Here is a 25,200-nt window from a genome sequence, read left to right as displayed (position 1 = left end):
TGGCCGGATGGTCAGCAGCAACTGTTGCCACTGTGTTATGATTGTAAGCTGGCCCGGCGGCTGATAGCCTGAACGGTCGACGAAGTTGACAGATTGTTACCGTCGAGAGCTGGCGATGACATCCATTGACGAACGGCTTCTTGAAGCCAGGATGACCCAGATCGAGCAGGCCCGTGCCTGGAGCCCGCGCGTCATCTCCAAATTCGAAACGCTGATCCGCAGCGGCGACGAGGTCAGTGTCTACCGCGCCAATCCCCTGGCCTTTGCGCGTGATCGCGGCGTGGCCGAGCCTGAGTCGATCGATCTGTTCCTCCACGCCGCTCGCGCCGGGTTGGTCGACCTGCATTGGGACATTTTGTGCCCCCACTCCGGCCTGGTGTTGGAAAGCTTCGGCAAGCTCCGCGCGCTCCGAAGCCATTTCGTCTGCGGCCTGTGCGATATCGACGGTCAGACGGACCTTGACGACTTTATCGAGGCTTCTTTCTCCGTCTCGCCGCAAGTCCGGCGCCTCGCGTTGCATGACGTTGACAACCTGTCGATTGAAGACCTGCACTGGAAGTTGAAATTCGCCGACAGTGGGCGGCTGCCGGGCGGACAAACCCGATTTGTTGATGTCCTGCGTACCCTCGTGCGCGGCATGACATATCTGCCACCCAGCGTGACGACGACGCAGTATGCCGAGATTGGACCCGGCGCTCTCTCGGGCGTCAACGTCCAGACGCAGGCTGGCTTCATGCTACCGGTCGTGGATTCATCTGCGGCTGCCGGGTCGGCGCCCAACACGCCGACGATTGTACGCGTCACCTACGATGGGCAGCGTTTCACGTCCGCTCTTTCGGCCCTGCCGTTGGGGCCTGCGGTCTTCGAGGTCAGCAACACCGGCCCCAAGCGCGGCTCGCTACTTCTGATCAACTGGCCGCCAGAGATAGTGACCATGCCAGAGAAACCGACGCTCGAGTTCGACCCCTACGTGTCCGGCGGCATGCTGTTAACGCGGCAGACCTTCCGCAAGCTCTTCCGCTCCGAGCGTGTGGACGAGGAGGAAGGCCTCGGCATCCGGCAGGTCACCCTCCTGTTCACCGACTTGAAAGGCTCGACCGCGCTCTATGAGCATCTCGGGGATCTTAATGCCTACGCGCTGGTGCGGGAACACTTCGCCCTGCTCGATGCAGTTGCCCACAAGCATGCCGGTGCAATCGTGAAGACCATCGGTGACGCCGTAATGGCGGCGTTCTCCCGGCCGGTCGACGCGGTGGCGGCGGCGCTCCACATGTTGCAGGAAATCGGCAGCTTCAACCGCGAGCACGGCCAGCCAGCGATCATTCTCAAGATGGGCGCACACTGCGGGCCGTCCATTGCCGTGACCCTCAACGACAATCTCGACTACTTCGGCCAGACCGTGAACATAGCGGCGCGAGTGCAATCATTCGCGGATGCCGGCGAAATCTGTCTGTCGGAGGCACTCTTCACAGCGCCCGGCGTTCGTGAGCTGTTGACGGCCCGGCACGTCGAGGGATTCGAGGCGCCGCTGCGCGGTGTCGAGGGGAGCGCACGAGTCTATCGCGTTACTGGTCGATCGTAGGGGCGAGATTCGCAAATCCGCTCCATGAACCGTTTCGATCAGACTGTGCTTCGGGAATTTCGTGGACGCCTACTGGGATCGCCAGCCGACCCTGAACACGCGTCAGAATGTTAAGGAGCGGGCGATGAGTGAACTCCATCAGAGATGACCGTCGCCCCCCTTCGGTGTGAACGTCCGGAAATGGCCCAAAAACTGACATCCGCAGCGACGCCTACAGTGCTCGCAAAGCTCCGGGCACTAAAAATGCTTCCGCCGACGCTGTGGTCTCGCGTCGGCGGAGTTCAGCTGTTCTATTCAGTCAACCTTGATCACCTGCGGCACTTTCCAGCTTCCGTCGATGATCGAAGGGGCAGTGTCCTTGGGCCAGTACATTCGCAGCATCAGGACAAAATCGCCCTTGGGCGCCGGCAACCAGTTCAACTCCTTTTCAGCACCCGGCGACTCGTTCTGGAAGTAGAGGGTCAGCGAGCCGTCCGGATCGAACTTTGGATTGTCGCGCATGCTCACGGTGAATCTGTTCAGCGGATTGGGAACGAACCACCAGCCCTGGTCAATCATGTACATGGTGAACGACCAGAAGCCATTGACGGGTGGTGTCGCATCCTTTGCAAACGTCAATGTGTATTTGTTTGCACCGCTCAGCTTCTGTCCTGTCGAGTCCTTCTCGGTATTCGGATAGACCGCATCACGCTCCTGATTTGCGGGCCAACCGAAGGCCGCCACAACTGCGCGCTTCATGTAATCAGAGGGACCGTAAGTGCCGAGACCCTTCGTGACCGACCAGCCGTCGACGATCCCACCGAGGTTTTCCTTGTTAGCCTCGATTTTTTTTAGAGCGATATTTGGGATGTCTTTCAACGCTTCCTGTACTGCCGGATCGAGCTTGCTCATCTCGAACGGCTTGCCGGGCACGATGCCGATCTTCGCCATGCTTGCGAGCATCGGTGCATCTGCCGCGGCGGCAGGTGCCGTAGAAGCCATGAGCTTGGCCATCAAACTAAAGTAACCCTCCGTTCCCATGGCGAGAATGACCGTCTGCGGCTTGTCGGTCATGCTGAAGCCGGGATTAGGATTCACCGGAGGCGCGACCGGCGTGTATGGTTTGCCCCACGACGAAAGCGGCGTGATCTTGTATTGAGCCTGCAGCGCGTTGACGGCCTTGTAGTCACCCTCGGTGCCGTCCGCATAGGTACGACCGAGAATGACCATGTTACGCGTCGCCATCGGGAAATGCTTCATATCCGCCGGAACGTCGCCCTTCCAACCCGGGCCGGTGAAGAGATAGTTGGCGGCCTTGCCGCTGGCCGTTCGCTTGCTCGGCGAGTGCTCGGAATCCGACATCCACAGATCGGTGATTTCAAAAAGATAGAAGCGATCGCCCATATCCGGGTGGCTGAATACCTGCGGCTCGGTAAGGTCGAGCCAGGCAACGGAATACAGCGTATCGGCATTGGGCGCGGAAACGCCACGATAGTCCGCAGGCGGATAGCGAGGAACGTTGACGAACTCACCGGTGGGACTTGTGAACCCCTCGACTTTGGGCACGTTGCTCATCTGCACGCGGGTTACTTCAGTCGTGATCAGCGAATAGCCGTAGACATAGGCATCGGTGGCAATCTGCTGCGCTTCCGCAGCTGATATGGATTGCGCGCGCGATGGTTCGGTAGCCGCAAAACAAATCGATATAGCGAGGCTAACAGCGGGAAAAATCCGTCGATTAATCGCGTTCATGCAGTTACCCTTCGGTTTTCCGAATAAACATTGGAGGCGATCGACCCGGCTCAGGATCTAGAAATAAGTATCTACGCAAAGCCATCCTATAGATTTAGACCAACAGTTGTCTACCGGGCCGTTGTCAACCAGAGGCTCACCGCCCGTCGTCTTTTCAGAAAGCGATATCGGTCGAAGCTCGCCCGATGTCCCGCAACGGGGCCAAAAGCTGACATGATTACCTGCGCTGCGTTGGTCACTTAGGCACGTTTGCGCTATTGATCAAAGGCCAGGTACTGCTGATCGCATCTCTGAAGATGCAATGTCCAACTCTCGGCCGCACGCCGTTCTTCGCGAGGTGTCTGCGCGCGCCGGCGACGCCAGCGGCGGCATGGCAGCCTGATAGAACGCGAGCTCGGCACATCCGATGTTATGGAAACAGAATAAGAGCTTCACGGAAAGCTGGTTCTCTGTCCCCTCCGCGCGGCGGGATGTTTGCCTGTCTTTTCAGCACATTGGATTTGGAACCCGCTGCGTTGATCCAACTTATTGCACACCAACGCAACGAGGCAAGACCATGGAAATCGAAGCCGGTTACGATATAGCCTTCCACTGCCTTCAAGACGTGCCCATGGTCCTCATGCTTACCGTTCATCCGTCGCGGCACGCCGACTTGTTGACCCAACATAAAGTCAGCTTTTCTCCCGATGTCGCGCATCGCGATTATCGCGATTCGTTCGGCAATATATGCACGCGCTTGACCGCGCCAGCCGGCCTAATTGAGATACACAATCGCTTCATCATTTCGGATAGCGGCCGACCGGATGAGATCGCCCCTGATGCCCGGCAGGTCGAGATTGATCAAGTGCCGGACGACGCGTTAATCTACCTGCTCGGTAGCCGCTACTGCGATATGCAAAAGCTCAGCGATTTTGCTTGGTCTAAGTTCGGCACCATCATCGGCGGCTGGCAACGAGTACAGGCCGTCTGCGACTATGTCCATAACCGGCTCGAGTTCGGCTATCACCATGCGCGCTGCGACCGAACAGCCGCCGAGGGACATGACGAACAACGAGGCGTATGCCGGGATTTTGCTCATCTAGCCATCACACTTTGTCGATGCCTGAACATTCCCGCTCGTTATTGCACAGGTTATCTCGGCGACATTGGTGTGCCAAAAGATCCTGCCCCAATGGACTTCAGTGCTTGGTTTGAAGCCTATCTTGACGGCCGATGGTACACCTTCGATGCTCGACACAATCATCCGCGCATCGGTCGTATTGTGATTGCGCGAGGCCGCGATGCTGCGGACGTTGCTATATCGACGGCTTTTGGACCCGCGCAACTGTCGAGCTTTGCCGTCATCACCGAAGAACGCTCCACGCCAAACGAGCAGCAGACGTGCAATCATGCTCCCCCTGGACGCGAGGCAGCGTTTGCCTGATTGGGATATTCCTGCGCCTTGACACTCCAGCGCCTGCTCAGCTTTACCGGCTAGGTGATCGCAGAACGCGCGCCGCTGCGCTTCACATTGAGCTCCAAGGATCCGTGAGCGTACCTTGAGGAGCAGGTCGTCGCCGACATACGATCAAAGCGGAAAACTAATCCGGCATACCATACCCTCGGGACGCCAATCAAAAGTCACGGCTCCCTTTCGCTCGACAGCCATTACATGAATGATTTTGCTGCCAAAGCCTGTATGCCTCGGCGCCTCCACTTTCGGACCATTGCTCTCAGCCCAGACAAGCTGCAACTTCCGGTCGGAATCGGACCACGTCACGTCAATACAGCCGTGGCTTGTGGATAGAGCGCCGTATTTAGAAGCGTTCGTCACCAATTCGTGGACGACAATGGCAATCGCTTGCGCCAGGTCCGGTTCAAGCAATACTTGCGGTCCGTTCGTGCGAACGCGATCATTCGCGCCAAATGAATAGGGGGCCATCTCCTGCTTGAGGATCAGCGTCAGTTCCGCTCCGGTCCAGCGACTCGCTGCGAAAAGCGAATGAACGTTCGCGAGAGCCTGGATGCGTCCCTGCACCGACCGTTTTAGCTCATCGACAGAATCGGCCTGCGACAGATTGACCATAGCGCTCACATTGGCGAGCACATTCTTGCTTCGGTGTTCGGCCTCCCGTGCAAGCACGGAAATTCGCTCCTGTATTCGTTTCTGCTCGGTAATATCGCGAGCGATCTTAGAAGCGCCGATGATAACGCCCGCTTTGTTCTTGATTGGAGAAATAGTCAAAGAGACCACAATCTGAGTACCGTCTTTACGCTGACGAATTGTCTCGAAATGTTCGATGCGTTCTCCGCGCCGTACCTTCGACAGTATTTCCCGTTCCTCAGCATGGCGGGTTTTGGGAATGACGATTGTAATGGGCTGTCCGATTGCCTCCGCCGCCAAGTAACCGAACACGCGTTCGGCACCCTCATTCCAGCTCGAGATGATGCCATCCAAAGTTTTGCTTACGATGATGTCGTCGCTTGAGTGGACTATCGAGGCAAGTAATCTCAGCTGCTCTTCGCTATCACGAAGCGCGCTTTCGATCTCTCTGCGCTCGGTAATATCCGTGTTCGTTCCGTACCAACGAACTATCTGGCCCGCAGCATCACGAAACGGGAGCGCTTGCACAAGAAACCATCGATAGGTGCCATCCCTACCCCGCAATGGAAATGTGTCTTCCCACGGCGTTCCGGTTGCGAATGACGCTTTCATCTTCGCGACGACGCGATCCACATGGTCGGGGTGATGAACCTTCTGCCAACCCCAGCCGCGCATCTGTTCGAAATCAGTGCCCGTGTACTCGTACCAGCGACGATTGTACCAATACCTGTCGCCGGAGGCGTCTGCGATCCACGCAAGTTGTGGGATGGCGTCAACCAACGCGGCAAGCGCGACCCGACTAGGCTCATCCAAACGATCGTCCAACATCCGCCCTCGCTCGCGCCATCGCCTCTCTCTACGACGGCCGCAGTTAAAGACGAGAGATGGCTGCGTTCGGACATTTTACCTCAAAAGAGGCCGCTTTTGAATACTTGCAGCTCCTTATGCCTGAGGGTCCGAGTGCGACTGGCTAAACATTGACGACAAATGCCGCGAGGCGGCGGACGGCAGGGACAGCGCCTGGTGGGCTATCAGCATAAGTTATTACCGATTCGGGACTTTCTGGCGAGATAACGGCTGGAATGGCGGCATTGCCAAACCTGGCCAAGAGTTGGTTCTCGATCGGTGAGGACGAATACCTGATCCGAATGGATGCGGTCGTTGTTCCGGAGCGATCCGGCTTGGACGTAAGGCCCTGAGGACGTGGCGCTCGTCGTCACCTACATCCAGATGCCGGGCCTTATTGATGGCTTGGAGTCTGGTCCTGATCGTGAGCGATCGATAGCCGACGGTCGCAATCATCCGCAACATTAGGGTTAGCGTCGGTCGCCGGTGGTTGACGCAAGGCGCGAGATTCTGCCCGAGCCCGATTCAAAGGAGGTGATGCTACATTTTTGTTCTTGGCGTCCTGAACAACATGGAATGCTTCAGTAGCAAATCACGGCGCAGCGAACGCAGTAATGACTGGAGCGGCGGTCTTCAACTTCATTGGGTCGTCTTAAAAAGCATGAGGCCGTTAAGCCTCTTTGAACTCACAGCCAAAATTGCCACTTGTTCCCGATTTGATTGGAACCGCGCGTCGCTCACCGGGTTCATTCGGGGACAACCAACGGAGCTGAGATGGATGGCCGCAAGGAAGCGCGAATATCCGGTCTGGCTATCACGGCGGGTTATATGTGCTTGATGCTCGCGGCCATCGGGACTGCATAGAGGTCATCATATGTCTTCGCAGATCACCACGGCTTCATTTGCTCTATTGTTTGTCGCAACGCTCTTCCTGAGTAGTCAGAGGTTCATAGACAGTCGCGCGCCCAAACTCAATCTAGCGGTACCCTCGCGCTCGTTGCAGTGAGGCTGTGGGTAGACAATCAAGAATTCCAACAAACGCTATAATTTTGCGGGCGCGTCTGCCGCGATCTCGGCGTCCTTAAAAATCAAGGCAGTCGGGATGCCGGTCCGCACGTCATGGTGTCGGCCGGCTTTCACTCAGTGAATCACCGCCTTTAGGGATGGGCTCCCACTGTAGCTGGTGCTCACGCGACGCCGCCTTATTGCTCCCCGCGGACAGATATCTGCTATCCACTTATTTACATTGGGCGGTCAGCCATCAAGCAAGTCCAACTAGTCAGCGACGTTTCTTCATCGCATTTTCTAGCCCCTGCCGGAGGGACTCTGGGGTGTAAGGCTTCACGATTAATAGCGCGCCCAGTCGTGCGGCTTCAGCTTTTACTCCGCTGTCACCTGTTGCGAGAACCAAGCGTAGATCGGGCCGACGCGCCTCGACGTCCCTTGCGAGCTGCAGCCCCGAGACTCCAGGAAGGCCGACGTCCGTGAGTAAAATGTCCACAGGTTGCGCATCAAGGATCTTCAGGGCCTCCTGTGCCGTGCTGGCCTCTTCTACCTCGCATCCGAGGTCGCTCAGCATCTCCTTCGTCGTTAGGCGGATGAGCGGGTCGTCTTCGACGAGCAACACGGTCGCATCCTTGATAGTCTTTGCGTTGGCCGAGTGTTGTGACCCTTGAGCCACGCGCCTTAGAGCTTGATTCGCCAATACGTGTCTGATTTTCCGCGCGAGTGCCTCGCGCGTGTAAGGCTTGGCCAGGAGCTCCACCCCGGGATCGAGCCGTCCGCCGTGCACGATTGCGTTCTGCGTGTACCCGGATGTGAATAGTACGGCGACATTGGGCAATCGATCCTTGGCCTTTCGCGCCAAGTCTGGGCTACGCACGCTGCCGGGCATCATGACATCGGTGAATACCAAGTCTATCGGAATGCCGCTATCGATGACGACGAGTGCGCTTGCCGCATCTCGCGCCTTAACCACGCGGTAGCCGAGCTCGGTGAGCATCGAGACCGCAACCTCGCGCACCTCATCGTCATCTTCAACCACGAGGACGGTTTCCTCTCCGCCTCGAACCTCACCAGCCGGAGCCCCGACTAGAGTGTCTTCGCGCGCTACCGCTCGCGGGAAGTATAGTTTGACCGTAGTCCCGGCACCGACCTCGCTGTAGATTTTGACGTGTCCGCCGGACTGCTTGAGGAAGCCGTAAACCATAGCGAGGCCGAGGCCCGTGCCCTTGTCCTCCGTCTTGGTTGTGAAGAATGGTTCATAGACACGTTCCAGAATATCCGGCGGAATGCCGACGCCGGTATCGGTTACCGCAATCATCACGTATTGCCCCGCGGACAATTCGTCATGCTGCCGGACATATTCGTCGTCGAGGAAGGCATTGCTTGCCTCGATCGTGAGCCGGCCTTCGCCATTCATGGCGTCGCGAGCGTTGATCGCGAGGTTCAAAATCGCATTTTCCAGTTGATCTGGATCGACGAGGCTGTTCCACAGTCCACCCGCGACCACCGTCTCGACTTCGATTTCCCCACCAATGGCGCGACGAAGCATCTCGTCCATGTTCTGGATGAGACGGCCGGCGTTCACGACTCTTGGCTCCAATGGCTGTCGCCTCGCGAAAGCTAGCAATTGAGAGGCCAGTTTCGAACCACGGGCGACACCCGCGAGGGCGCTTTGGACCCGCGTCTCAGCCCTAGCATTGCCGGCGATATCCTTGCTCAGCAGTTGTAGGTTTCCACTGATGACCTGAAGCAAGTTATTAAAGTCATGAGCAACGCCGCCGGTGAGTTGCCCGATTGCCTCCAGCTTCTGCGAACGGATCATGCTCGCTTGCGCGGCCCGCAGTGCCGCTTCCGCCTCGCGGCGTTCGGTGATATCCCGCGTCACCTTGGCGAAGCCAAGGAGCTCGCCCGTGTCGTCCCGGATCGCGTCGATCACGACGTGCGCCCAGAATACAGTGCCATCCTTTCGGACTCGTTGACCTTCGTGCTCCCAGCGCCCGTCTCGGGCTGCTGTCTCCAGGCCTATAAGCGGCAGCCCAGCAACACGGTCGGCTTCCGTGTAGAAGTCGGAAAAGTGCCGACCGATGATCTCTTCAGGGGCATACCCTTTGATGTGCTGCGCGCCCGCGTTCCAACTCGCCACGTGGCCGCTGGTATCCAGCATGAAGATGGCGTAGTCGGTAACACTTTGGACAAGCAATCGAAACTGTTCTTCGCTTTCGCGCAGCTTTGTCTCGGCAGCCTTTCGCTCGGTCAAGTCGCGGGTGATTTTGGCGAAGCCGACAAGCTCTCCCTCAGGCGAGCGGATCGCGTCGATGACAACATGCGCCCAGAACTGCGAGCCGTCCTTGCGAACGCGCCAGCCTTCGCGCTCGAAACGACCGGTACGCTCAGCCTCTGCCAGCGCCTGGGCAGGGACGTTCTGCGACCGTTCAGCATCTGTGTAAAAGGTCGAGAAATGTCGACCGATGATCTCATCCGCATCATACCCCTTGAAGCGCCTGGCGCCCGGGTTCCAACTGGTCACGCGGCCCTCGCGATCCAGCATGTAGATCGCGTAGTCAGTGATTGCTTCGACGAGAAGACGGTAACGGTCGTCGCTGGTCGGTGAGGCTTCGAAGCGGTTTGAGGTGTCCATGCCGATCCTATCCCTGACCCCGCGGGTTAGGACGTAACCTACAGAAACACCGTCCGACCAATTCGGTTCCGTAAACACCGGTGCGGCACTGAAAAGAGCCAAGCTATTGCGCAAGCCGAAGCGCCTTCCACGCCAATCAATACCGTTTCTGCGGCTGAACATCGCTCAACCGCGGTAATACAGTGGGAGGCAGCGGCGTCCTGTTCTTGATGGGCAGCGGGCCGACCAGATCATCGGCGGCGGCAGGGTTGATTATGGCTGCAGTGGCGCGGATACCTACAATATCAGCGCTGCTAGTCGAGAGATCATTTCATCAATGACTTTAACCAAGGCGCGAACGACGTCGTTAACTTCGCGGGTACATCGCTGAATTCGTTAGCTGTCCAAGCAGCTGAGTTCGATAAGTCAACTCCACGATCATCACCGATGTCGCCGGGAGCGCCGTCTAGGTGATTGGGATCGCACCAGGACGGCACGCGAGCATATTCAGGTTCCGGCAGTGTAAGAAACAAAGATGGGGCTCGCGTATGAGACGTTATGGAAGAAGTCGACCGCTGGCCGACCAAAGCCCGTATCAGTGACAGGAAGGCCACCGAGCTTCCCGCGCAAGAATCCAGGACGCTAGGCTGCGGTGCCGCATGGTCGGGTATCGATGCCCATAACGTCAGTATTGGGAGCAACGGCCCACAGATTGACACGGCACCGCTTCCGGCCCGCGCGCAGTTCCTCAATGTGATCGAGTCGGTCTTCAGCGGCATGGCTCGGGCCATCATTCACAACAGCAACTATGGATCGATTGATGAGGCTAAAGCGGCTATCGACCGATACTTTTGCGAACGCAATGCTCACTTCAAGGGTAACCCACGACGCGCGGGCGGCAAGCTCTGGGGCAAGGAACGGGAGCCGGCCGAGTTCTCTCCTTCAAACAACTGCAAAGACCCTCGGTTTGGATAAACGACGGTGGTGCTCCTTTGGCCAAGGCGCAACCACAATTTACGAACGTTCCACCTCGGTGAGCCGCAGGGCAGTCTCTGTACCGGCGACATGCCCGCGATTGGACCTTAGCCTGAGCCTCAGTCTTGGCCCTTCCGCGATGCATGCGCCCCCATGTCTTCGAAGGCTCGGGAGATTCATCCTGCGCATCAACGCGCAAGAGACACGCCGTGCGACTTCTCTCGGTCAAACGGACGGTTCGGGGACGGGCGAGCACTTCGGTTTGCGGCCATAATGTTCGACGAGAAACCATGGCCTGCTTTTGAACCGGCGGCGACGCCTGCGAGCAGCGCGAAATTTCTCGGCCAGATTTCACTGATCGCTCCGATGTGTTTCGCGAGGCTTAGAACTTACCCCTCCCCGATACAGACGTTATTCATCATTGAGACGAAGCGTGTGGCGATTTTGTAGCGACGCCCCACCCACCGCTAGCGACAAATCCTGGATGTGCAGACAACCACTTGGCCGCCCTTTGGTGCTAGTGCTTTTATCTTGCCCTACGCCCTACCCTACCTACCCTGCTCTGTCCTCAGATTTGGTTGCTCTGACTTTTGATCAAATTGCCAGGTCGATCCATCCGCATTCAATCTCGGCAACATGAAATCGAGGCCTTTCGCGCGACAAATGGCAAGCAATTCGAGCTCCGAAAGCGCGTCACTAGTGCTCGTTAGAGCCGATGAAATCGCACGCTGAAGATCAAAAATCAAAGCCAGATCCGATGCGAAATCTCGTTCGCTCAGGCCAAACCACCGCCCGAAAAGCGATCCGATCAATCGCATTTTGAGCAGCGGAGGAGCCTCGCTTCTGAACGCAAAAATGCCCTTCCGCTCTCTCCCCAAGCGGTGCAGGAAACGCAAAAAAAGCCCCGCCTCCGAAGAGGCGGGGCCGCTGATCCGTCAGGTTAGTCGGCGCTGCGGCGCGACCAGATCAGGCTGAAACCCTCGTCGCCTTCGACCTTGACCAGCGAGGCGTAGATCGGGGTGGGGAAGCTCGGATCGTCGAGCTTGACCGAGAGGTATTCGCGCTCGCTGTCGCGGACGGTCTTCTTCCAGGCGGCGCCGAACTCGGTCGCCCCCGCGAAGATCCGGTAGTCGGGAGCCTTGTCGTTGTCCTTTTCGGATGCGACGAGCTTGGCCTTGATGTTGAGCGTCAGCGTCTTGATCGAGCCGGTGTAGCCGTTCTCTGATGCGGTGAAAGTGCCGATGGTCGCCATGATAATCTCCGTCTGTTTTGCTCGGGCCGCGTCCATCGCAGCCTCGATGGCGATCCCTTGCCTGGGGAGCGATCGGCCCGCAGCCGCAAGGCCCGCAGCGCCAGCGGAGGACAGCGAAAGCCTGCTTTTTTGTCTTCCCGGGAGGAATGCCGCCACCTGGCGGCAGGGGAAAAAGGCAGGCGTGAGCCGTTGCGGGAAGGCGATCGAGGCTGTTGCCGTCCCTCGGGCCTGATCAGCCCAATCGAGGATGCGTTGGACGCGAGCCCGTGCCCGGACTGATGGCGATGACCATGGCTGCCGGCGTTCACCGCGGCATCGGAAAGCGGCGGGATCGTTCGAGGAAAAGCCGGCGTCTGCGCATCAATGGAAGGAACGAAGCACCGGGCAAACGAACGCGAACGAACCGCATTGTTCGTAAGGAACCGACGTCGCGGCCAGGACTATCCGCCCGCTTTGCGCTCTCGCACGAGGTTCTGGGCACGACCAAAGCTTCCGGCCCGATTGCCTCGTCCCCGCAAAAAGAAGGCGCGGCACAGCCGCATCGGCCGCTGCAAACAGCGTGACTCGGACGGATCGTGGCCCGGATTTGGGAGGGTCCAGCGTGCGCAGTCGCCGCTGTGCATTGATTGAACCGGCCGCGCGCCGTCAGGTGCGCGGCCGAAAATTTTGGAGCCTGCCGGAGCCGCCATGCGGCCCCAGCGCGCATCTTACTCCGCAGCCTGCGAGCGAAGTTCGCTGCCCTGCACCTCGCTTTGCGGATCGGTTTGGCCCTGCGGCGCGGCCGTCCGCAGCAACATCGGCAGCCAACCGGTTGCCGCCAACAGCTGTTCGGCAGCTTGCGCCATGTCGGCCTTTTTCAGCGACGACAGGCGCTCTGCCGCCTCTTCGCTGACGCCTTCTCTGACCGCTTCCAGAATGCCCGCCTTGGTGACGCGGCCGAGATAACTGCGCACGGTTGGACACCAATAGGAGGTCATGTCGAGGCCCGCGGCCTCGGCCAAACGGTCGGCTGCCGCCATGGCGCGCGGCCTCCGGTCAAACGGCAGTTTGACCGCATTGACGGTCAAGGCGACACAATGCGCGAACAACGCCATGCGGCTGTCGTGGTCGAGATCGGCCACGAATTCCCATAGCCCGGCGACGTCCTTGGGCATCTGCCTCGCCCAATTGGCATGGCGATCCGACCACGCCTTGCCGGCCGGAGTGTCCTCGATTCCGACCGCATGCACGGACAAATCCGTCTTCACCGGCTGGATACCGACCACATGCGCATTGGCTCCGAAATAGAAGATTTGCGCGGCGAGCGCATGCGTCACCGCCACGATGGCAACGTCAGGCTGCTCACTCAGATTGAGCCGCAGCCCTAAGGTGCGGTGCGCAGCGAGGTCGCGGACCAGCGTGTCAGAGAGACGCTGAGCCTCCTCCTCCTCGTCATTTTCACCGTCTTCCCCCTCACCGTCGCGCTCGGCTGGATCGCCTCCGCCGCCCTCCTCTTCCGATGCCTGCGCTTCGCTGTCCTGCCCGGTCTCAGCATGGGGTTTCTCGTCCTCAGGGCGGATGAAGCCCCGTTCGATCCGGACGGTGCCGTCATGACTAAGGATCACAAAGGCGCCGCTGCGCCCGATGTCATCGGGATCGTAGCCCTGCCGTTTTGCCTCCAGCCGGTCGATCTCGGCCTCCAGTTCACCGAACCGCGCGTCCACCTCGTCGGGCAGTTCGTCGGCCGTCTGATGCTGCTCGGTCAGCCGGTCGAACTCGCTCTGGACCGCCTGAAGCGAGGCCTGATCTTCGGCCGAAAGCTCGACCGGATGCGGGTAGACGCGGCGCATGCCGTTGGCGTGCGGGAAGTCGAGATGGGCTTCCGTCCACCGCCATCCCTCGGCCGCCCGCAAGCTATCCGCCTCGCGGCCGAGCCTTGCCGTCACGAAGAGATCGAGCAGCGAGACGTCCTCCAGATAGCCGCCGCGATCGTCGGTGAAGAGGTCGCGCAAGATCGTTCCGCCCGCTTCCGTATAGGCCTCGAGCCCGACAAAACGTGCACGGCGATCGGTGGCGGCGACATGTGTTTCAGTGAGCAGACGACGGATGGTAGGGGCATCGCGGTCATAGGAAAGACGCTCGTAAACAGCCTCCTGCCGTGCCTGATCATCGGTAATGGCAAAGGCCATCACCTGCTCAAGTGCGAGATCGCCGTCGCGATAGAGCTGGATCAATTTCGGGGAAACGGCGCCCAACCGGAGCCGTTGCCGCACCACATTGGGCGTGACACCGAACCGTGCGGCGATCTCCTCCGCGCCAAAACCACGCTCGTCCGCGAGCTTCCTGAACGCCTCGAACTGGTCGGCGGGATGCATGCTTTCCCGGGTGACGTTCTCGTCCAGGCTGATCTCGTGGGGGTCGTTCGCGGTGTCGACAATGCAGCGGATCGGCTCAGACTTCTTGATCTCCTTGCGCTTGACCCGCAGCAGCTGGGCCAGCCGCCTGCCTTCGCCGATGGTCACCAAATAGAACCCGGTCGCCGCTCCCTCTCCGTCCAGCTCCGGCTCGACGACCAGATTCTGCAGGATGCCTTTGACCGCGATGCTCGCCGCCAAGGCCTCGATCGCCGCCTCGCTGTGCGGCTTCTTGCGCGCGTTCTTCGGCGACTTCTTGAGCTTGCCGAGCGGAATGCGAACCTCTGTTCCATCAGGTATTTCAAACGTTTTGGCCGACATGATCATTCTTCCTTTTGCTTCCATGGGTGCAGGGCGCACTCCGCGCCTGCGCCCCTGCCCGTCGGCGAGATCGGGGGTAGCAAGTGCCAGGGCGACCCGGGCGGAGGGGTTTCGCCCGCCCGAACAGGGCCGCTTCGCAAGAAGCGGGTCTGCACAAGCGTGTGCGCCATGTCGTCCAAAGTCGGCAGCGTGAAAACAGCGCGGAAGACCGGGGAGACCGCCCGGGTCGGCGGCGGCGAGCCGGCGCTTTACCCTGGCGCGCGCGAGGGGCAGCGCCCCTTAGATCTAACAATGAGAAAGATGGGCGACCCTGCGGACGTGAAGACAACGCAAAAGTGAGAGAAACCAAAAGAGGCAGCCGGCGAGAGGGCAGTGATAGCGACGCGGGCATGCAATGACCGCGGGCACCGAGGCGACTGCAGTCGCGAGACCGGTTAACAAGGCACCCGAGCGCGGGACAGCGATAGCGACGCCGGCATGCAATGCCGGCGGGGCCCGCGGGCGAGTGCCTCCGGCGAGCGACTCATTATACTCTCTTACTTGCGCGAGGGATCGAAGCCGAATGGCCGAGACGCTATGCGGCTCGGTTGACAAGAGCCCGATGCGGCCATAGCCGCACGCGCCCATCCCCTTAACTTGCGCACAGTGGGACTTTTGGGACTTCGCATCGGAGCGACGTCCTACCCATCGAACCGGTGGATTTGCCCCTCCGAAGGCAAAGGTCACACGTTCGAATCGTGTCGGGTGCGCCAGCATTTCAGGCACTTGGCGGTGTTTTCCGACTCGGCCGTTTCTCTTCGCGTAAGCAGCCCGGCAACAGGACGGCCGCTGGACTTTCCCGACGACGATGCCGGTCGCTTCCATCGATCACGGATGATCGGTCGGAGCCTCTGGAATGCCCCCACCGGGTGACGTTCGCAGAGCTGCCCGTTACCTGGGACAGTAGCTAGGCTCGCTATTGCTTCTCGGCTGGAGCGAGCACCACCGAGGCCTCGGTAGTCAGCACCCGGAAAGTGAACGTCTCCTGGAAATAGAGCTCGACGGTTGTGTCGGTGTGGTTGAGATAACCGATCGAGAGGTCTTGGCCGATATCCAGCGCGAAATCGCCTCCTCGCGTCGTCAGAACAAAAGCGCCGTTGATAGCGGGCGCCCAGAAGACGCCGCCGTCAACGACCCGTTCGACGTGGTGAAAGACGGGGTATCCTTCATCGCTTCCGCCGCTGGCCGCCGTGTACGCGTCCGCCCCAAGGACAAGGGCATACGGCCCATTGCATCCGGCAAGCCTGAGTTCACTGACCGCTTGTGCGACTGCACTTGGATAGGCTCCTGCATTTGTAGGAAGAATAAGCCCCGCATTGCTGCTGGCCTGGCGAATGCCCTCGATCCCGGCAGCCGCATATCCATCGAAAATTGCCCGGTCCTCCGCAAATGCAATTTTGCGGGCAGCGTCCTTGACCGGCGTCCAATCGGCGTCCAGGGCTCCGCGCTCAACGTCATCAATCTGTTGGCGGGAGAGCTGGAATGGGACGCGCAATTCGACGAGCGCCTTCACCTCGCGCTGGTGTGCCGTGATGCCCTCACCGGGAGCCTGGAGTTGCTTGACATGGCCAGTGCCTACCCCCGAAAAGCCACTCCCCTTGGCTTCGGGCACGTCGACAACACGCCGGCCGGCAAGGTGTCGTTTCAGGGTACGGGAGGCTTCCTCCTCGATTTGAGCCCATGCAGCGTCGGATATTGGAGCGAGTTGCCGGTGGAGATTATTCATGGTTCGCCTTCTTGTTTAAGGAGCCAATTCCAAGCGACCCGTCGCTGACGGGCGGATGTTTACGAGCGACATCTGACGAATCTGCCTCACGCCGCTCCGCCTCGACCGGCGCCTCCTCGCTGGACGGCGTGATGCCGATGTCTTCCGGCGAAACATCGTCGAGAAACGTCGCTGACGGCACGAAGAACAGCGAGCCCGTAGCGGCGCGGCTGAAATCCAGCAGCCGATCGTAGTTGCCAGGCGGTCGACCGACAAACATGTTCTCGAGCATCTGCTCGATCCGGTGCGGCGAGCGAGCGTAGCCTATGAAATAGGTGCCAAACTCACCCTTGCCGATTTCACCGAAAGGCATGTTGTCGCGCACGATCTCAAGCTGCTCGCCATCTTCGACGATTGTCGTCAGGACATTATGGGCGTAGGGCGCTTTAGCCGAGTCCTGCTGCTCGATGTCGGACAGCTTGTGGCGACCGATGATATTCTCCTGCTCCGAGATGGATATGGCGTTCCATCGCTTCAGATCGTGCAAATACTTCTGGGTGATGACGTAGCTTCCGCCAGCGAATGCTGGATCCTCTTGCCCGATCGTCGTCGCGTTGACCGCATCCTGATCGACCGGGTTCTCGGTTCCGTCGACAAACCCGAGCAAGTCGCGATCATCAAAGTATTTGAATCCATGAACCTCGTCGATCGTCGCGACGGCCGCGTCCAGTCGGGACATGATCTGGGAGGCGAGCTCGAAACATAGGTCCATGCGGACCGACCGAATATGAAAAAGGATGTCGCCTGGCGTGGAGACCGCGTGATGCACCCCATGGATTTCCTTGAAGGGGTGGAGATCCCTGGGCCGCGGAGCGCCAAACAGTCGATCCCAGGCATCGGAGCCGAGGCCCATCACACATGACAACCGCGCTTCGAGATCGCGAAATCCAACGGCTCGCAGTAGCGCAGACAGATCGGCACATAGACTACGCACCACAATTTCGTTGTCCCGTCCGGGGTTGATCCTGATGACGAGAAATATGGCAGCTCGCGTCAGTTTCGCGACGATTGGCTGCGGGACGACAGATGGCACGCATAACTCCCTGGCAATCTTCCAATACCTGCTCTTGCTCGATTGTCTTCGCTTGTGACAACGATGATTTGCCGAGCAGCGGCTTGCTCAAGTCAGCTGATAGGACTTGATGCTCGAAAGCCGAGCGGCGCCCGCGGAGATGGCACTGGCCACATCCGTCCGCGTGGTCGGCGATGATCGGGATTTCCGACCGCGTGTAGCTCGTCGGATGGCCTGCAACGAGATTTGGATAGAGGACACACAGAACCGTTGCCATCGACAGGTCGCCTGCTCTCCAATCGTCGGACGGAGGCCTTGTCAATCCATGTCCCGAAAGGCATAGCCATCGGCTTTGACGCCTTCAATCACGCCGGGCGGCAGGAGATCTTGGGCGGCGGTCCCATCAAAGACCCAGTCCGCCTTGTCGGCGAGGTCCGGAAGTTGAGCTCCCTTCCGCACATAGAGTCCGATCGCGGGCTTCTTCACATTGATGTAGAGGTCATACTCGTCCATTGCGTCTGGCTCTCTGTTTTCTGACGGGTTACCGAACCTTCTGAGCAACCGCCGTGCCAGCTTCGAGGCGGCTCCATTTCAATAGGTTATGGTGGCCGGACTGGTCGGCTCCGACAATCTGTCCGGATCCGCGAGGACAAATTGTCCACGCCGTGCACGAAGCCCGCGTCACATCGGCATCAGCCAACAGCGATGTGGCACGAGCCAGATTACATCGATAGCGCTAGCCGAGATCGACAGGCCGTCCTGACGGTTCTTCCTCCAGGGTCAGCGCAATGTCTGCGTTGGCGGACAAGCGCACCTTGTCGCCCTCGACGCCTGCGACGAAGCCCAATTCGATATAGTGCTGATGACCTTTGTGATGCCCGAAACTGTCGCTCTTCTTCAGCCTGATGCGATCGCCTTCGACCCGATCGACCGTGCCGACATGCACGCCGTCCGCGCCGATGATTTCCATTCCGCCGTTGATCTTGTTCATGGCTGTACCTCTCCCTTGGGGTCCATTGCGAGCTTGTGTGAGCTATCATCCGCCTACCAACTGCGTGGCTTGCGGACTGTCCGTACCGATTGCTATTTTACGGGGCGTCCGGACTTTTCCTCCTCAAAGAGTTCGACGATGTCGGCATCGGAGCAAAGCCGCACCCGGTGGTGATCCGTGACGCTATCCACGAAATCCATGCCGATATAATGGTGATGCCGCTTGTGATGACCGCCGCCGCTGTCGCTCTTCTTCAGCTTGATCCGGTCACCCTCGATGCCGTCGACGACGCCGATCTGCACGCCGTCAAACCCGACGACCTCCATGCCCTCTTTGATCTGATGCTTCATTGGTTTCACCTGCTCGTTCCATGTTACTCCCACGCCTGACGCTTAGATCGCCTCGTCATCATCCGGCGGCTTCACGGCCTTCCCGTTGAACGTCAAACCGTCTTTCCCGGCGGAGATCTGCACCGTGGAGCCATCGCGGACGTCGCCGGCCAGCAACATCTCAGCCAGCGGATCCTGCACATACCGCTGGATGACTCTCTTCAGCGGCCTGGCGCCATAGGCCGGATCCCAGCCTTTCGCAGCCAGCCAGTTCTGGGCCTTGGCATCGAGCGACAACGCGATCTTGCGTTCGTCGAGGAGCTTGCGGAGCCGCGCAAACTGGATATCGACGATCCGGCCCATGTCCTTCTTCTGCAACCGCTGGAACAGGATGATCGCGTCGACGCGGTTGAGGAATTCCGGCCGGAAATGCGCGCGGACCATCTCCATGACCTTCTCGCGAACGACGCTGGTCTTTTCGCCTTCGCCCTGATTGACGAGGTATTCCGCGCCCAGGTTCGAGGTCATGATGATGAGGGTGTTGCGGAAATCGACCGTACGGCCCTGGCCGTCGGTTAGGCGGCCGTCATCGAGGACCTGCAACAGCACGTTGAAGACGTCCGGATGGGCCTTCTCGATCTCGTCGAACAGCACGACCTGATAGGGCCGCCGCCGCACCGCTTCCGTGAGGACGCCGCCCTCGTCGTAGCCGACATAACCCGGGGGCGCGCCGATGAGCCGCGCGACCGAGTGCTTCTCCATGAACTCCGACATGTCGATGCGCAGGATTGCGTGCTCATCGTCGAACAGGAACTCCGCGAGCGCTTTCGCTAGTTCCGTTTTGCCAACACCGGTGGGACCGAGGAACATGAACGAGCCCATCGGCCGGTTCGGGTCCTGCAGTCCCGCGCGTGCCCGCCGCACCGCCGTCGACACGGCGCGGACGGCCTGTGTCTGCCCGACCACGCGCTTGGCGATCATCTCCTCCATTTGGAGCAGTTTTTCCCGTTCGCCCTCCAGCATCTTGTCGACTGGAACGCCGGTCCAGCGTGAAACCACCTGAGCTATGTTGTCCGCCGTGACCGTCTCGCTGATTGAACTGCTCTCGCTGGCCTCGACGGTGGCCAGCTTCTTTTCGAGCTCGGGAATCGCGCTGTAAGACAGCTCGCCTGCCCGCTGGTATTCGCCCTTGCGTTGCGCGTTCGCCAACTCCGTGCGCAGCTGCTCGAGCTGCGCCTTCATCTTCTGGGCGTCCGAGAGCTTGCTCTTCTCGGCCTGCCATTTCGTCGTCATGTCGGCGGAGCGCTTCTCGAGATCGACCAACTCGCCGTCGAGCGTCTTCAGACGGCTCTTCGACCCGGCATCGCTTTCCTTCTTGAGCGCCTCCTGCTCGATCTTGCGACGCACGATTTCGCGGTCAAGCGAATCCAGCTCCTCCGGCTTGGAGTCGACCTGCATCTTGAGCCGTGCCGCCGCCTCGTCGACAAGATCGATGGCCTTGTCGGGAAGAAACCGATCGGTGATGTAGCGGTTGGACAGCGTTGCGGCGGCGACCAGCGCGGCGTCCGAGATCCGCACGCCATGATGCTGTTCATACTTGTCCTTGAGGCCGCGCAGGATCGATATCGTGTCCTCCACCGTGGGCTGCGACACGAAGACCGGCTGGAAACGGCGGGCAAGCGCGGCATCCTTCTCGACATGCTTGCGGTACTCGTCGAGCGTGGTCGCCCCGACACAGTGCAACTCGCCGCGCGCCAGCGCCGGCTTGAGGAGATTGGACGCATCCATCGCGCCGTCGGTCTTGCCCGCACCGATGAGGGTGTGCATCTCGTCGATGAAGAGGATGATTCCGCCGTCTGCCGACGTCACTTCGGAAAGCACGGCCTTCAGTCGCTCCTCGAACTCGCCGCGGTACTTGGCGCCCGCGATCAGCGCGCCCATATCGAGCGCGAGCAGCTTCTTGTCCTGCAAGCTCTCGGGAACGTCGCCGTTGACGATCCGCGAAGCAAGCCCTTCGACGATGGCGGTCTTGCCGACGCCCGGCTCGCCGATCAGGACGGGATTGTTCTTGGTCCGGCGTGACAGGACCTGGATGGTGCGGCGGATCTCCTCGTCGCGGCCGATCACCGGGTCGAGCTTGCCTTCCCGCGCGGCCTGCGTCAGGTCGCGGGCGTACTTCTTCAGCGCGTCATATGCATTCTCGGCCGACGCGCTGTCCGCGGTACGGCCCTTGCGGAGCAGGTCGATCGCGGCACCGAGCGCCCGGGCATTGACGCCGCCCTGCGCCAGGATCTTCGCCGCCTCGCTGTTCTTGTCCGTCGACAAGGCCTGCAGCAGCCGTTCGACGGTGACGAAGCTGTCGCCGGCCTTTTCGGCCAGCTCCTCGGCAGCGGTAAACAGGCGCGCGGTGTCGGGCGCCATATAAACTTGTCCCGCACCCGAGCCGGACACCTTCGGCAATTTCGCCAGAGCCGCTTCCGTCGCGTGCAGGATCGCCCGCGAGTTTCCGCCCGCCCGATCGATCAGACCGGCGGCCAGCCCTTCATTGTCGTCGAGTAGCACCTTGAGCACGTGAAGCGGCGTGAACTGTTGGTTACCCTCTCTTGTTGCCAGCGACTGCGCCGACTGGATAAAGCCCCTCGCGCGATCGGTGTATTTTTCAGCATTCATGGAGCTACCCTTCAAACCCGCGGTCTGTCGTCAAATGGTCAGGAACGGAGTTGCGATCCGGCTTGTATCGGTGCAGGTGGGCTGCATTCCCGGCAGCTTCGGCCTCACCTCTTCGGCATTTGGTCTCGGTGGGATGGACGACGACGGCGCGATCGGACATGACGGTTGCTCCCTGCCTCAGCGCGGCGCTGCTCGAGCGGCCGCTGATCGCGCGATCTTTGCATCGAGGCGCTGTTGCAGCCTGGCGACCTCGACGACCATCCGCTCGTGGGTCCCCTTGCCGATTTGCTCGATTTCATCGGACGCGCTGACGGCAAATGCGATCTGGCGACCCTGGACTCCTGTGACTTCGGCCGTCGCCGTCACCGTCTGCCCGACGACGGTCGCGGCCAGATGCTGCACGTTGACCATGGTGCCGACCACGCTTTCACCCGGCTCGAGATAGTCACGAACGGCGTTCAACGCGGCATTCTCCATCGCCATGATCATGACCGGCGTCGCCAGCACCGGCGGCAGGATGCTGTCCTTGACGCGGTTGGCCAAATGTTCGGGCTTCACGACAAGCGCGAAGCGTCCGGTTGCGCCGTTCGGTATCACCTTCATGGGTCACGCCGCGTGCCTGAAGAGATCATCGACATGGTCCCAGTTCACAAGGTAGTCGAGAAACGCCTTGATGTAGTCGGGCCTTCGGTTGCGATAGTCGATGTAGTAGGAGTGCTCCCACACGTCACAGCCCAGTATGGGCTTTGCACCATGGACGAGCGGGTTCTCGCCATTGGGTGTCTTCATGACGACGATCTTGCCATCCTTGACCGCTAGCCAGCACCAGCCCGAGCCGAACTGTCCGACGCCGGCGGCGATGAACTCTTCCTTCATCTTCTCGATCGAGCCGAAGTCCGCCTTGATCTTCTTTTCAAGAGCCCCCGGCAACGTACCCCGGGCGTGCGGCTTCATCCATTTCCAGAAGTAGGTGTGGTTCAGGTCCTGGCTCGCATTGTTGAAGAGGGGAGCGTTGTGCCCGAAGGAGCCGATCACGACGTCCTCCAGGCTCATTCCTTCCCATTCGGTACCTTTGATGAGGTTATTGAGCGCATTCACGTACGCGGCGTGATGCTTGTCGTGGTGATATTCCAGCGTTTCCCTCGACATGTAGGGGGCGAGCGCGTCATGGGCGTAGGGCAGATCGGGAAGCGTGAAAGACATGGACATCTCCTCTGGAGAGAACATCCGCGACGGCGGTGTTTGCGACAAACGCGCGCCGCCGCGGATCTCGTGGTTCAGATGCCGCCGTCACACGCCGGCGGCCGGCTCCTTGGGCCTCTCGGCCACCATCGCTTCAGTTGTCACCATCAGGCCGGCGACCGATGCAGCATTCTCCAATGCCGTTCGCACGACCTTCATGGGGTCGATCACGCCCTCATTGTAAAGGTCGCCGTATTGATTGGTCTGGGCGTTCCATCCGTAGCTGAAGTCTCCCGCTTCGCGCAGCTTGCCGACGATGACGGACCCCTCCTCGCCGGCATTGTCGGCGATCTGTCGAACAGGCGCTTCGAGCGCCTTGCGTACGATCTGAACGCCGTGCTGCTGGTCGGCGTTGGCAAGCTTCAACCCGTCGAGCGCCCTGGACGATTTCAGGAGAGCGACCCCGCCGCCTGGCAGGATCCCTTCCTCGACCGCGGCGCGCGTGGCATGCAGCGCGTCATCGACGCGATCCTTCTTTTCCTTGACCTCCACCTCGGTCGCGCCGCCAACGCGAATGACGGCGACACCGCCCGCCAGCTTCGCCAATCGCTCTTGCAGCTTTTCGCGATCATAATCCGACGTCGTGTCCTCGATCTGCCGCTTGAGCTGCGTGATCCGGCTCTGAATGTCGGCCTTCTTGCCGGCGCCATCGACAATCGTCGTGGTCTCCTTCTCGATGCGGACGTGCTTGGCACGGCCAAGCATGCTGAGCTCGACGTTCTCGAGCTTCATGCCGAGATCGTCCGAGATCAGGCGACCGCCGGTCAGAATGGCGATATCCTCAAGCATGGCCTTGCGCCTGTCACCGAATCCCGGCGCCTTGACCGCCGCAACCTTGAGGCCGCCACGGAGCCTGTTGACGACGAGCGTAGCGAGCGCCTCGCCCTCGACATCCTCCGCAATGATGAGAAGCGGGTTGCCTGACTGAACGACCGCTTCCAGCACGGGAAGCATGGCCTGAAGATTCGACAGCTTCTTTTCGAAGAGAAGAATGTAGGGATCGTCGAGCTCGACCAGCATGCGGTCGGGATTGGTGACGAAGTATGGCGAGAGATAGCCCCGATCGAACTGCATCCCTTCGACGATTTCCAATTCCGTCTCGGCGGTCTTGGCCTCTTCGACGGTGATGACGCCCTCGTTGCCGACCTTCTGCATGGCTTCAGCCAGGTATTGGCCGATCTCGCTGTCGCCATTTGCGGAGATGGTCCCGACCTGGGCGATCTCGTCGTTCTTGGCGACTTTCCGGGTGTTCTTCCACAGCTCGTTAATCACAGCTTCGATGGATTTGTCGATGCCACGCTTCAGATCCATCGGGTTCATGCCCGAAGCGACCGACTTGGCGCCCTCCCGGAGGATCGCCTGCGCGAGGACCGTTGCCGTCGTGGTGCCGTCGCCAGCGATCTGGCCGGTCTTGGCGGCGACCTCGCCGAGCATCTGCGCGCCCATGTTCTCGAACCTGTCTTCGAGCTCGATACTCTTGGCGACGGTTACGCCGTCCTTGGTGATGCGGGGGGCACCAAAGGACTTTTCGATAATGACGTTGCGGCCCCTCGGCCCCAAGGTCACCTTCACCGCGTCGGCGAGGACATCGACGCCCCGCATCATCTTCTCGCGGGCTTCGGTATCGAAGATTACGTCTTTGGCTGCCACGAATCGTCTCCCGGATCATTCTTGAATGCTTGTTCAAAAGCGGCTGCTTGGGACTAGGGGCCCTTCTTTCCTTTCACGGGCGCATCGACGATGCCCATCACGTCGGATTCCTTCATGATCAGGAGTTCTTTTCCGTCGAGGATCACCTCGGTCCCCGACCATTTGCCGAAAAGCACGCGATCACCCGGCTTGACGTCCAACGGAACAAGCTTGCCGCTCTCATCGCGACCGCCCGGACCAACAGCGACGACCTCGCCCTCCTGCGGCTTCTCCTTGGCGGTATCGGGGATGATGATGCCGCCGGCCGTTTTCTCTTCGGCCTCGATCCTTCGGAGCAGAATGCGGTCGTGTAACGGATGGAACGCCATGGGGTCCTCTCAGGGTTGAACAGCGGTGCCGACGTGATCCTTGCTTGCTGATGTCCGGGCCGGAAAGCTGACAGTGCGTAACGGATAGTGATTGCCGCGCGACCGCGCTGCTGCTCCAAGATGCTGAGCAACTCATGTGCCAGATCGGATGTTCTACGATATCAAGCAGTTGCTGCGCGGGAGCGAGGTGCTTTCGGACAACTTGTCGAAAGCAAGCCGGACAAAATGTCCTGCGTCTCGCTTGGGAGCACTGCTCACCAGCCAGAGGATCAAAGCTCGCTTGTCGAAAGGAGCGTTCGATATGGGTCGAAATCGAATGAGAACGATCG

Annotated in this window: 18 protein-coding genes; 3 read left to right on the top strand and 15 right to left on the bottom strand. The window is 59.9% G+C overall.

The features are described 5' to 3' along the window. Positions 1-115 precede the first annotated feature (115 nt). Positions 116-1,582 (top strand): DUF5939 domain-containing protein, encoded by a 1,467-nt coding sequence (locus tag ACVIW0_RS05165; protein ID WP_461351357.1) that lies wholly within the window; start codon positions 116-118, stop codon positions 1,580-1,582. Between the two features lie 294 nt (positions 1,583-1,876). Here ACVIW0_RS05165 and ACVIW0_RS05160 read toward each other — a convergent pair whose 3' ends face one another. After that, positions 1,877-3,313: a DUF1254 domain-containing protein gene (locus ACVIW0_RS05160; RefSeq protein WP_461351356.1), complete on the bottom strand. Its 1,437-nt coding sequence runs from the start codon at positions 3,311-3,313 to the stop codon at positions 1,877-1,879. Between the two features lie 556 nt (positions 3,314-3,869). On the opposite strand from ACVIW0_RS05160, the gene ACVIW0_RS05155 reads away from it, so the two are divergent. Then, on the top strand, positions 3,870-4,736 hold the full coding sequence (locus tag ACVIW0_RS05155) for a transglutaminase-like domain-containing protein (RefSeq protein ID WP_461351355.1): 867 nt from the start codon (positions 3,870-3,872) through the stop codon (positions 4,734-4,736). A 144-nt stretch (positions 4,737-4,880) separates the two neighbouring features. Here the strand turns inward: ACVIW0_RS05155 and ACVIW0_RS05150 are convergent, their stop codons facing one another. Both ACVIW0_RS05150 and ACVIW0_RS05145 read right to left on the bottom strand, forming a co-directional pair. Then, positions 4,881-6,224, bottom strand: coding sequence for a sensor histidine kinase (locus ACVIW0_RS05150; protein WP_461351354.1), 1,344 nt, complete (start codon positions 6,222-6,224; stop codon positions 4,881-4,883). A gap of 1,297 nt (positions 6,225-7,521) precedes the next feature. Continuing rightward, complete coding sequence (locus tag ACVIW0_RS05145; protein WP_461351353.1) at positions 7,522-9,885, bottom strand: hybrid sensor histidine kinase/response regulator; 2,364 nt, start codon at positions 9,883-9,885, stop codon at positions 7,522-7,524. A 537-nt stretch (positions 9,886-10,422) separates the two neighbouring features. On the opposite strand from ACVIW0_RS05145, the gene ACVIW0_RS05140 reads away from it, so the two are divergent. Continuing rightward, positions 10,423-10,839, top strand: coding sequence for a hypothetical protein (locus ACVIW0_RS05140; protein ID WP_461351352.1), 417 nt, complete (start codon positions 10,423-10,425; stop codon positions 10,837-10,839). A gap of 940 nt (positions 10,840-11,779) precedes the next feature. Here ACVIW0_RS05140 and ACVIW0_RS05135 read toward each other — a convergent pair. From ACVIW0_RS05135 to ACVIW0_RS05080, 12 genes are all read right to left on the bottom strand, one after another. Continuing rightward, complete coding sequence (locus tag ACVIW0_RS05135) at positions 11,780-12,091, bottom strand: DUF736 domain-containing protein (protein WP_461351351.1); 312 nt, start codon at positions 12,089-12,091, stop codon at positions 11,780-11,782. 707 nt (positions 12,092-12,798) lie between these two features. Beyond that, positions 12,799-14,805 carry a ParB/RepB/Spo0J family partition protein gene (locus tag ACVIW0_RS05130; RefSeq protein ID WP_461351350.1) on the bottom strand — a complete coding sequence of 669 codons (2,007 nt, stop codon included), beginning with the start codon at positions 14,803-14,805 and terminating at the stop codon, positions 12,799-12,801. 955 nt (positions 14,806-15,760) lie between these two features. After that, positions 15,761-16,570, bottom strand: coding sequence for a family 1 encapsulin nanocompartment shell protein (locus tag ACVIW0_RS05125; RefSeq protein WP_461351349.1), 810 nt, complete (start codon positions 16,568-16,570; stop codon positions 15,761-15,763). Continuing rightward, a complete protein-coding gene (locus ACVIW0_RS05120) occupies positions 16,563-17,642 on the bottom strand; it encodes a Dyp-type peroxidase (protein WP_461351348.1) in 1,080 nt (359 codons plus the stop codon). Before ACVIW0_RS05120 ends, ACVIW0_RS05125 begins: the two co-directional genes overlap by 8 nt. A gap of 297 nt (positions 17,643-17,939) precedes the next feature. Further along, on the bottom strand, positions 17,940-18,134 hold the full coding sequence (locus tag ACVIW0_RS05115) for a hypothetical protein (RefSeq protein ID WP_461351347.1): 195 nt from the start codon (positions 18,132-18,134) through the stop codon (positions 17,940-17,942). Between the two features lie 223 nt (positions 18,135-18,357). Next, entirely contained in the window at positions 18,358-18,612 is a 255-nt protein-coding gene (locus ACVIW0_RS05110; RefSeq protein WP_461351346.1) for a DUF2171 domain-containing protein, read from the bottom strand. 92 nt (positions 18,613-18,704) lie between these two features. Further along, positions 18,705-18,962 carry a DUF2171 domain-containing protein gene (locus ACVIW0_RS05105; protein WP_461351345.1) on the bottom strand — a complete coding sequence of 86 codons (258 nt, stop codon included), beginning with the start codon at positions 18,960-18,962 and terminating at the stop codon, positions 18,705-18,707. Between the two features lie 42 nt (positions 18,963-19,004). Continuing rightward, positions 19,005-21,611, bottom strand: a complete 2,607-nt coding sequence (gene clpB / locus ACVIW0_RS05100) for an ATP-dependent chaperone ClpB (protein WP_461351344.1) — start codon at positions 21,609-21,611, stop codon at positions 19,005-19,007. 177 nt (positions 21,612-21,788) lie between these two features. Further along, positions 21,789-22,214 carry a thioesterase family protein gene (locus tag ACVIW0_RS05095; protein ID WP_461351343.1) on the bottom strand — a complete coding sequence of 142 codons (426 nt, stop codon included), beginning with the start codon at positions 22,212-22,214 and terminating at the stop codon, positions 21,789-21,791. Between the two features lie 3 nt (positions 22,215-22,217). Continuing rightward, on the bottom strand, positions 22,218-22,814 hold the full coding sequence (locus tag ACVIW0_RS05090) for a superoxide dismutase (protein ID WP_461351342.1): 597 nt from the start codon (positions 22,812-22,814) through the stop codon (positions 22,218-22,220). Between the two features lie 87 nt (positions 22,815-22,901). Next, the gene (gene groL / locus ACVIW0_RS05085) at positions 22,902-24,503 is read right to left on the bottom strand and encodes a chaperonin GroEL (RefSeq protein ID WP_461351341.1); all 1,602 of its coding nucleotides are present in this window, start codon (positions 24,501-24,503) and stop codon (positions 22,902-22,904) included. 53 nt (positions 24,504-24,556) lie between these two features. After that, positions 24,557-24,871 carry a co-chaperone GroES gene (locus ACVIW0_RS05080; RefSeq protein WP_461351340.1) on the bottom strand — a complete coding sequence of 105 codons (315 nt, stop codon included), beginning with the start codon at positions 24,869-24,871 and terminating at the stop codon, positions 24,557-24,559. Positions 24,872-25,200: the final 329 nt, after the last annotated feature.

This window comes from Bradyrhizobium sp. USDA 4454, from assembly GCF_054822705.1.
Note: the sequence above shows the minus strand (reverse complement) of the source record. Positions and strands in the feature narration are given on the sequence as shown.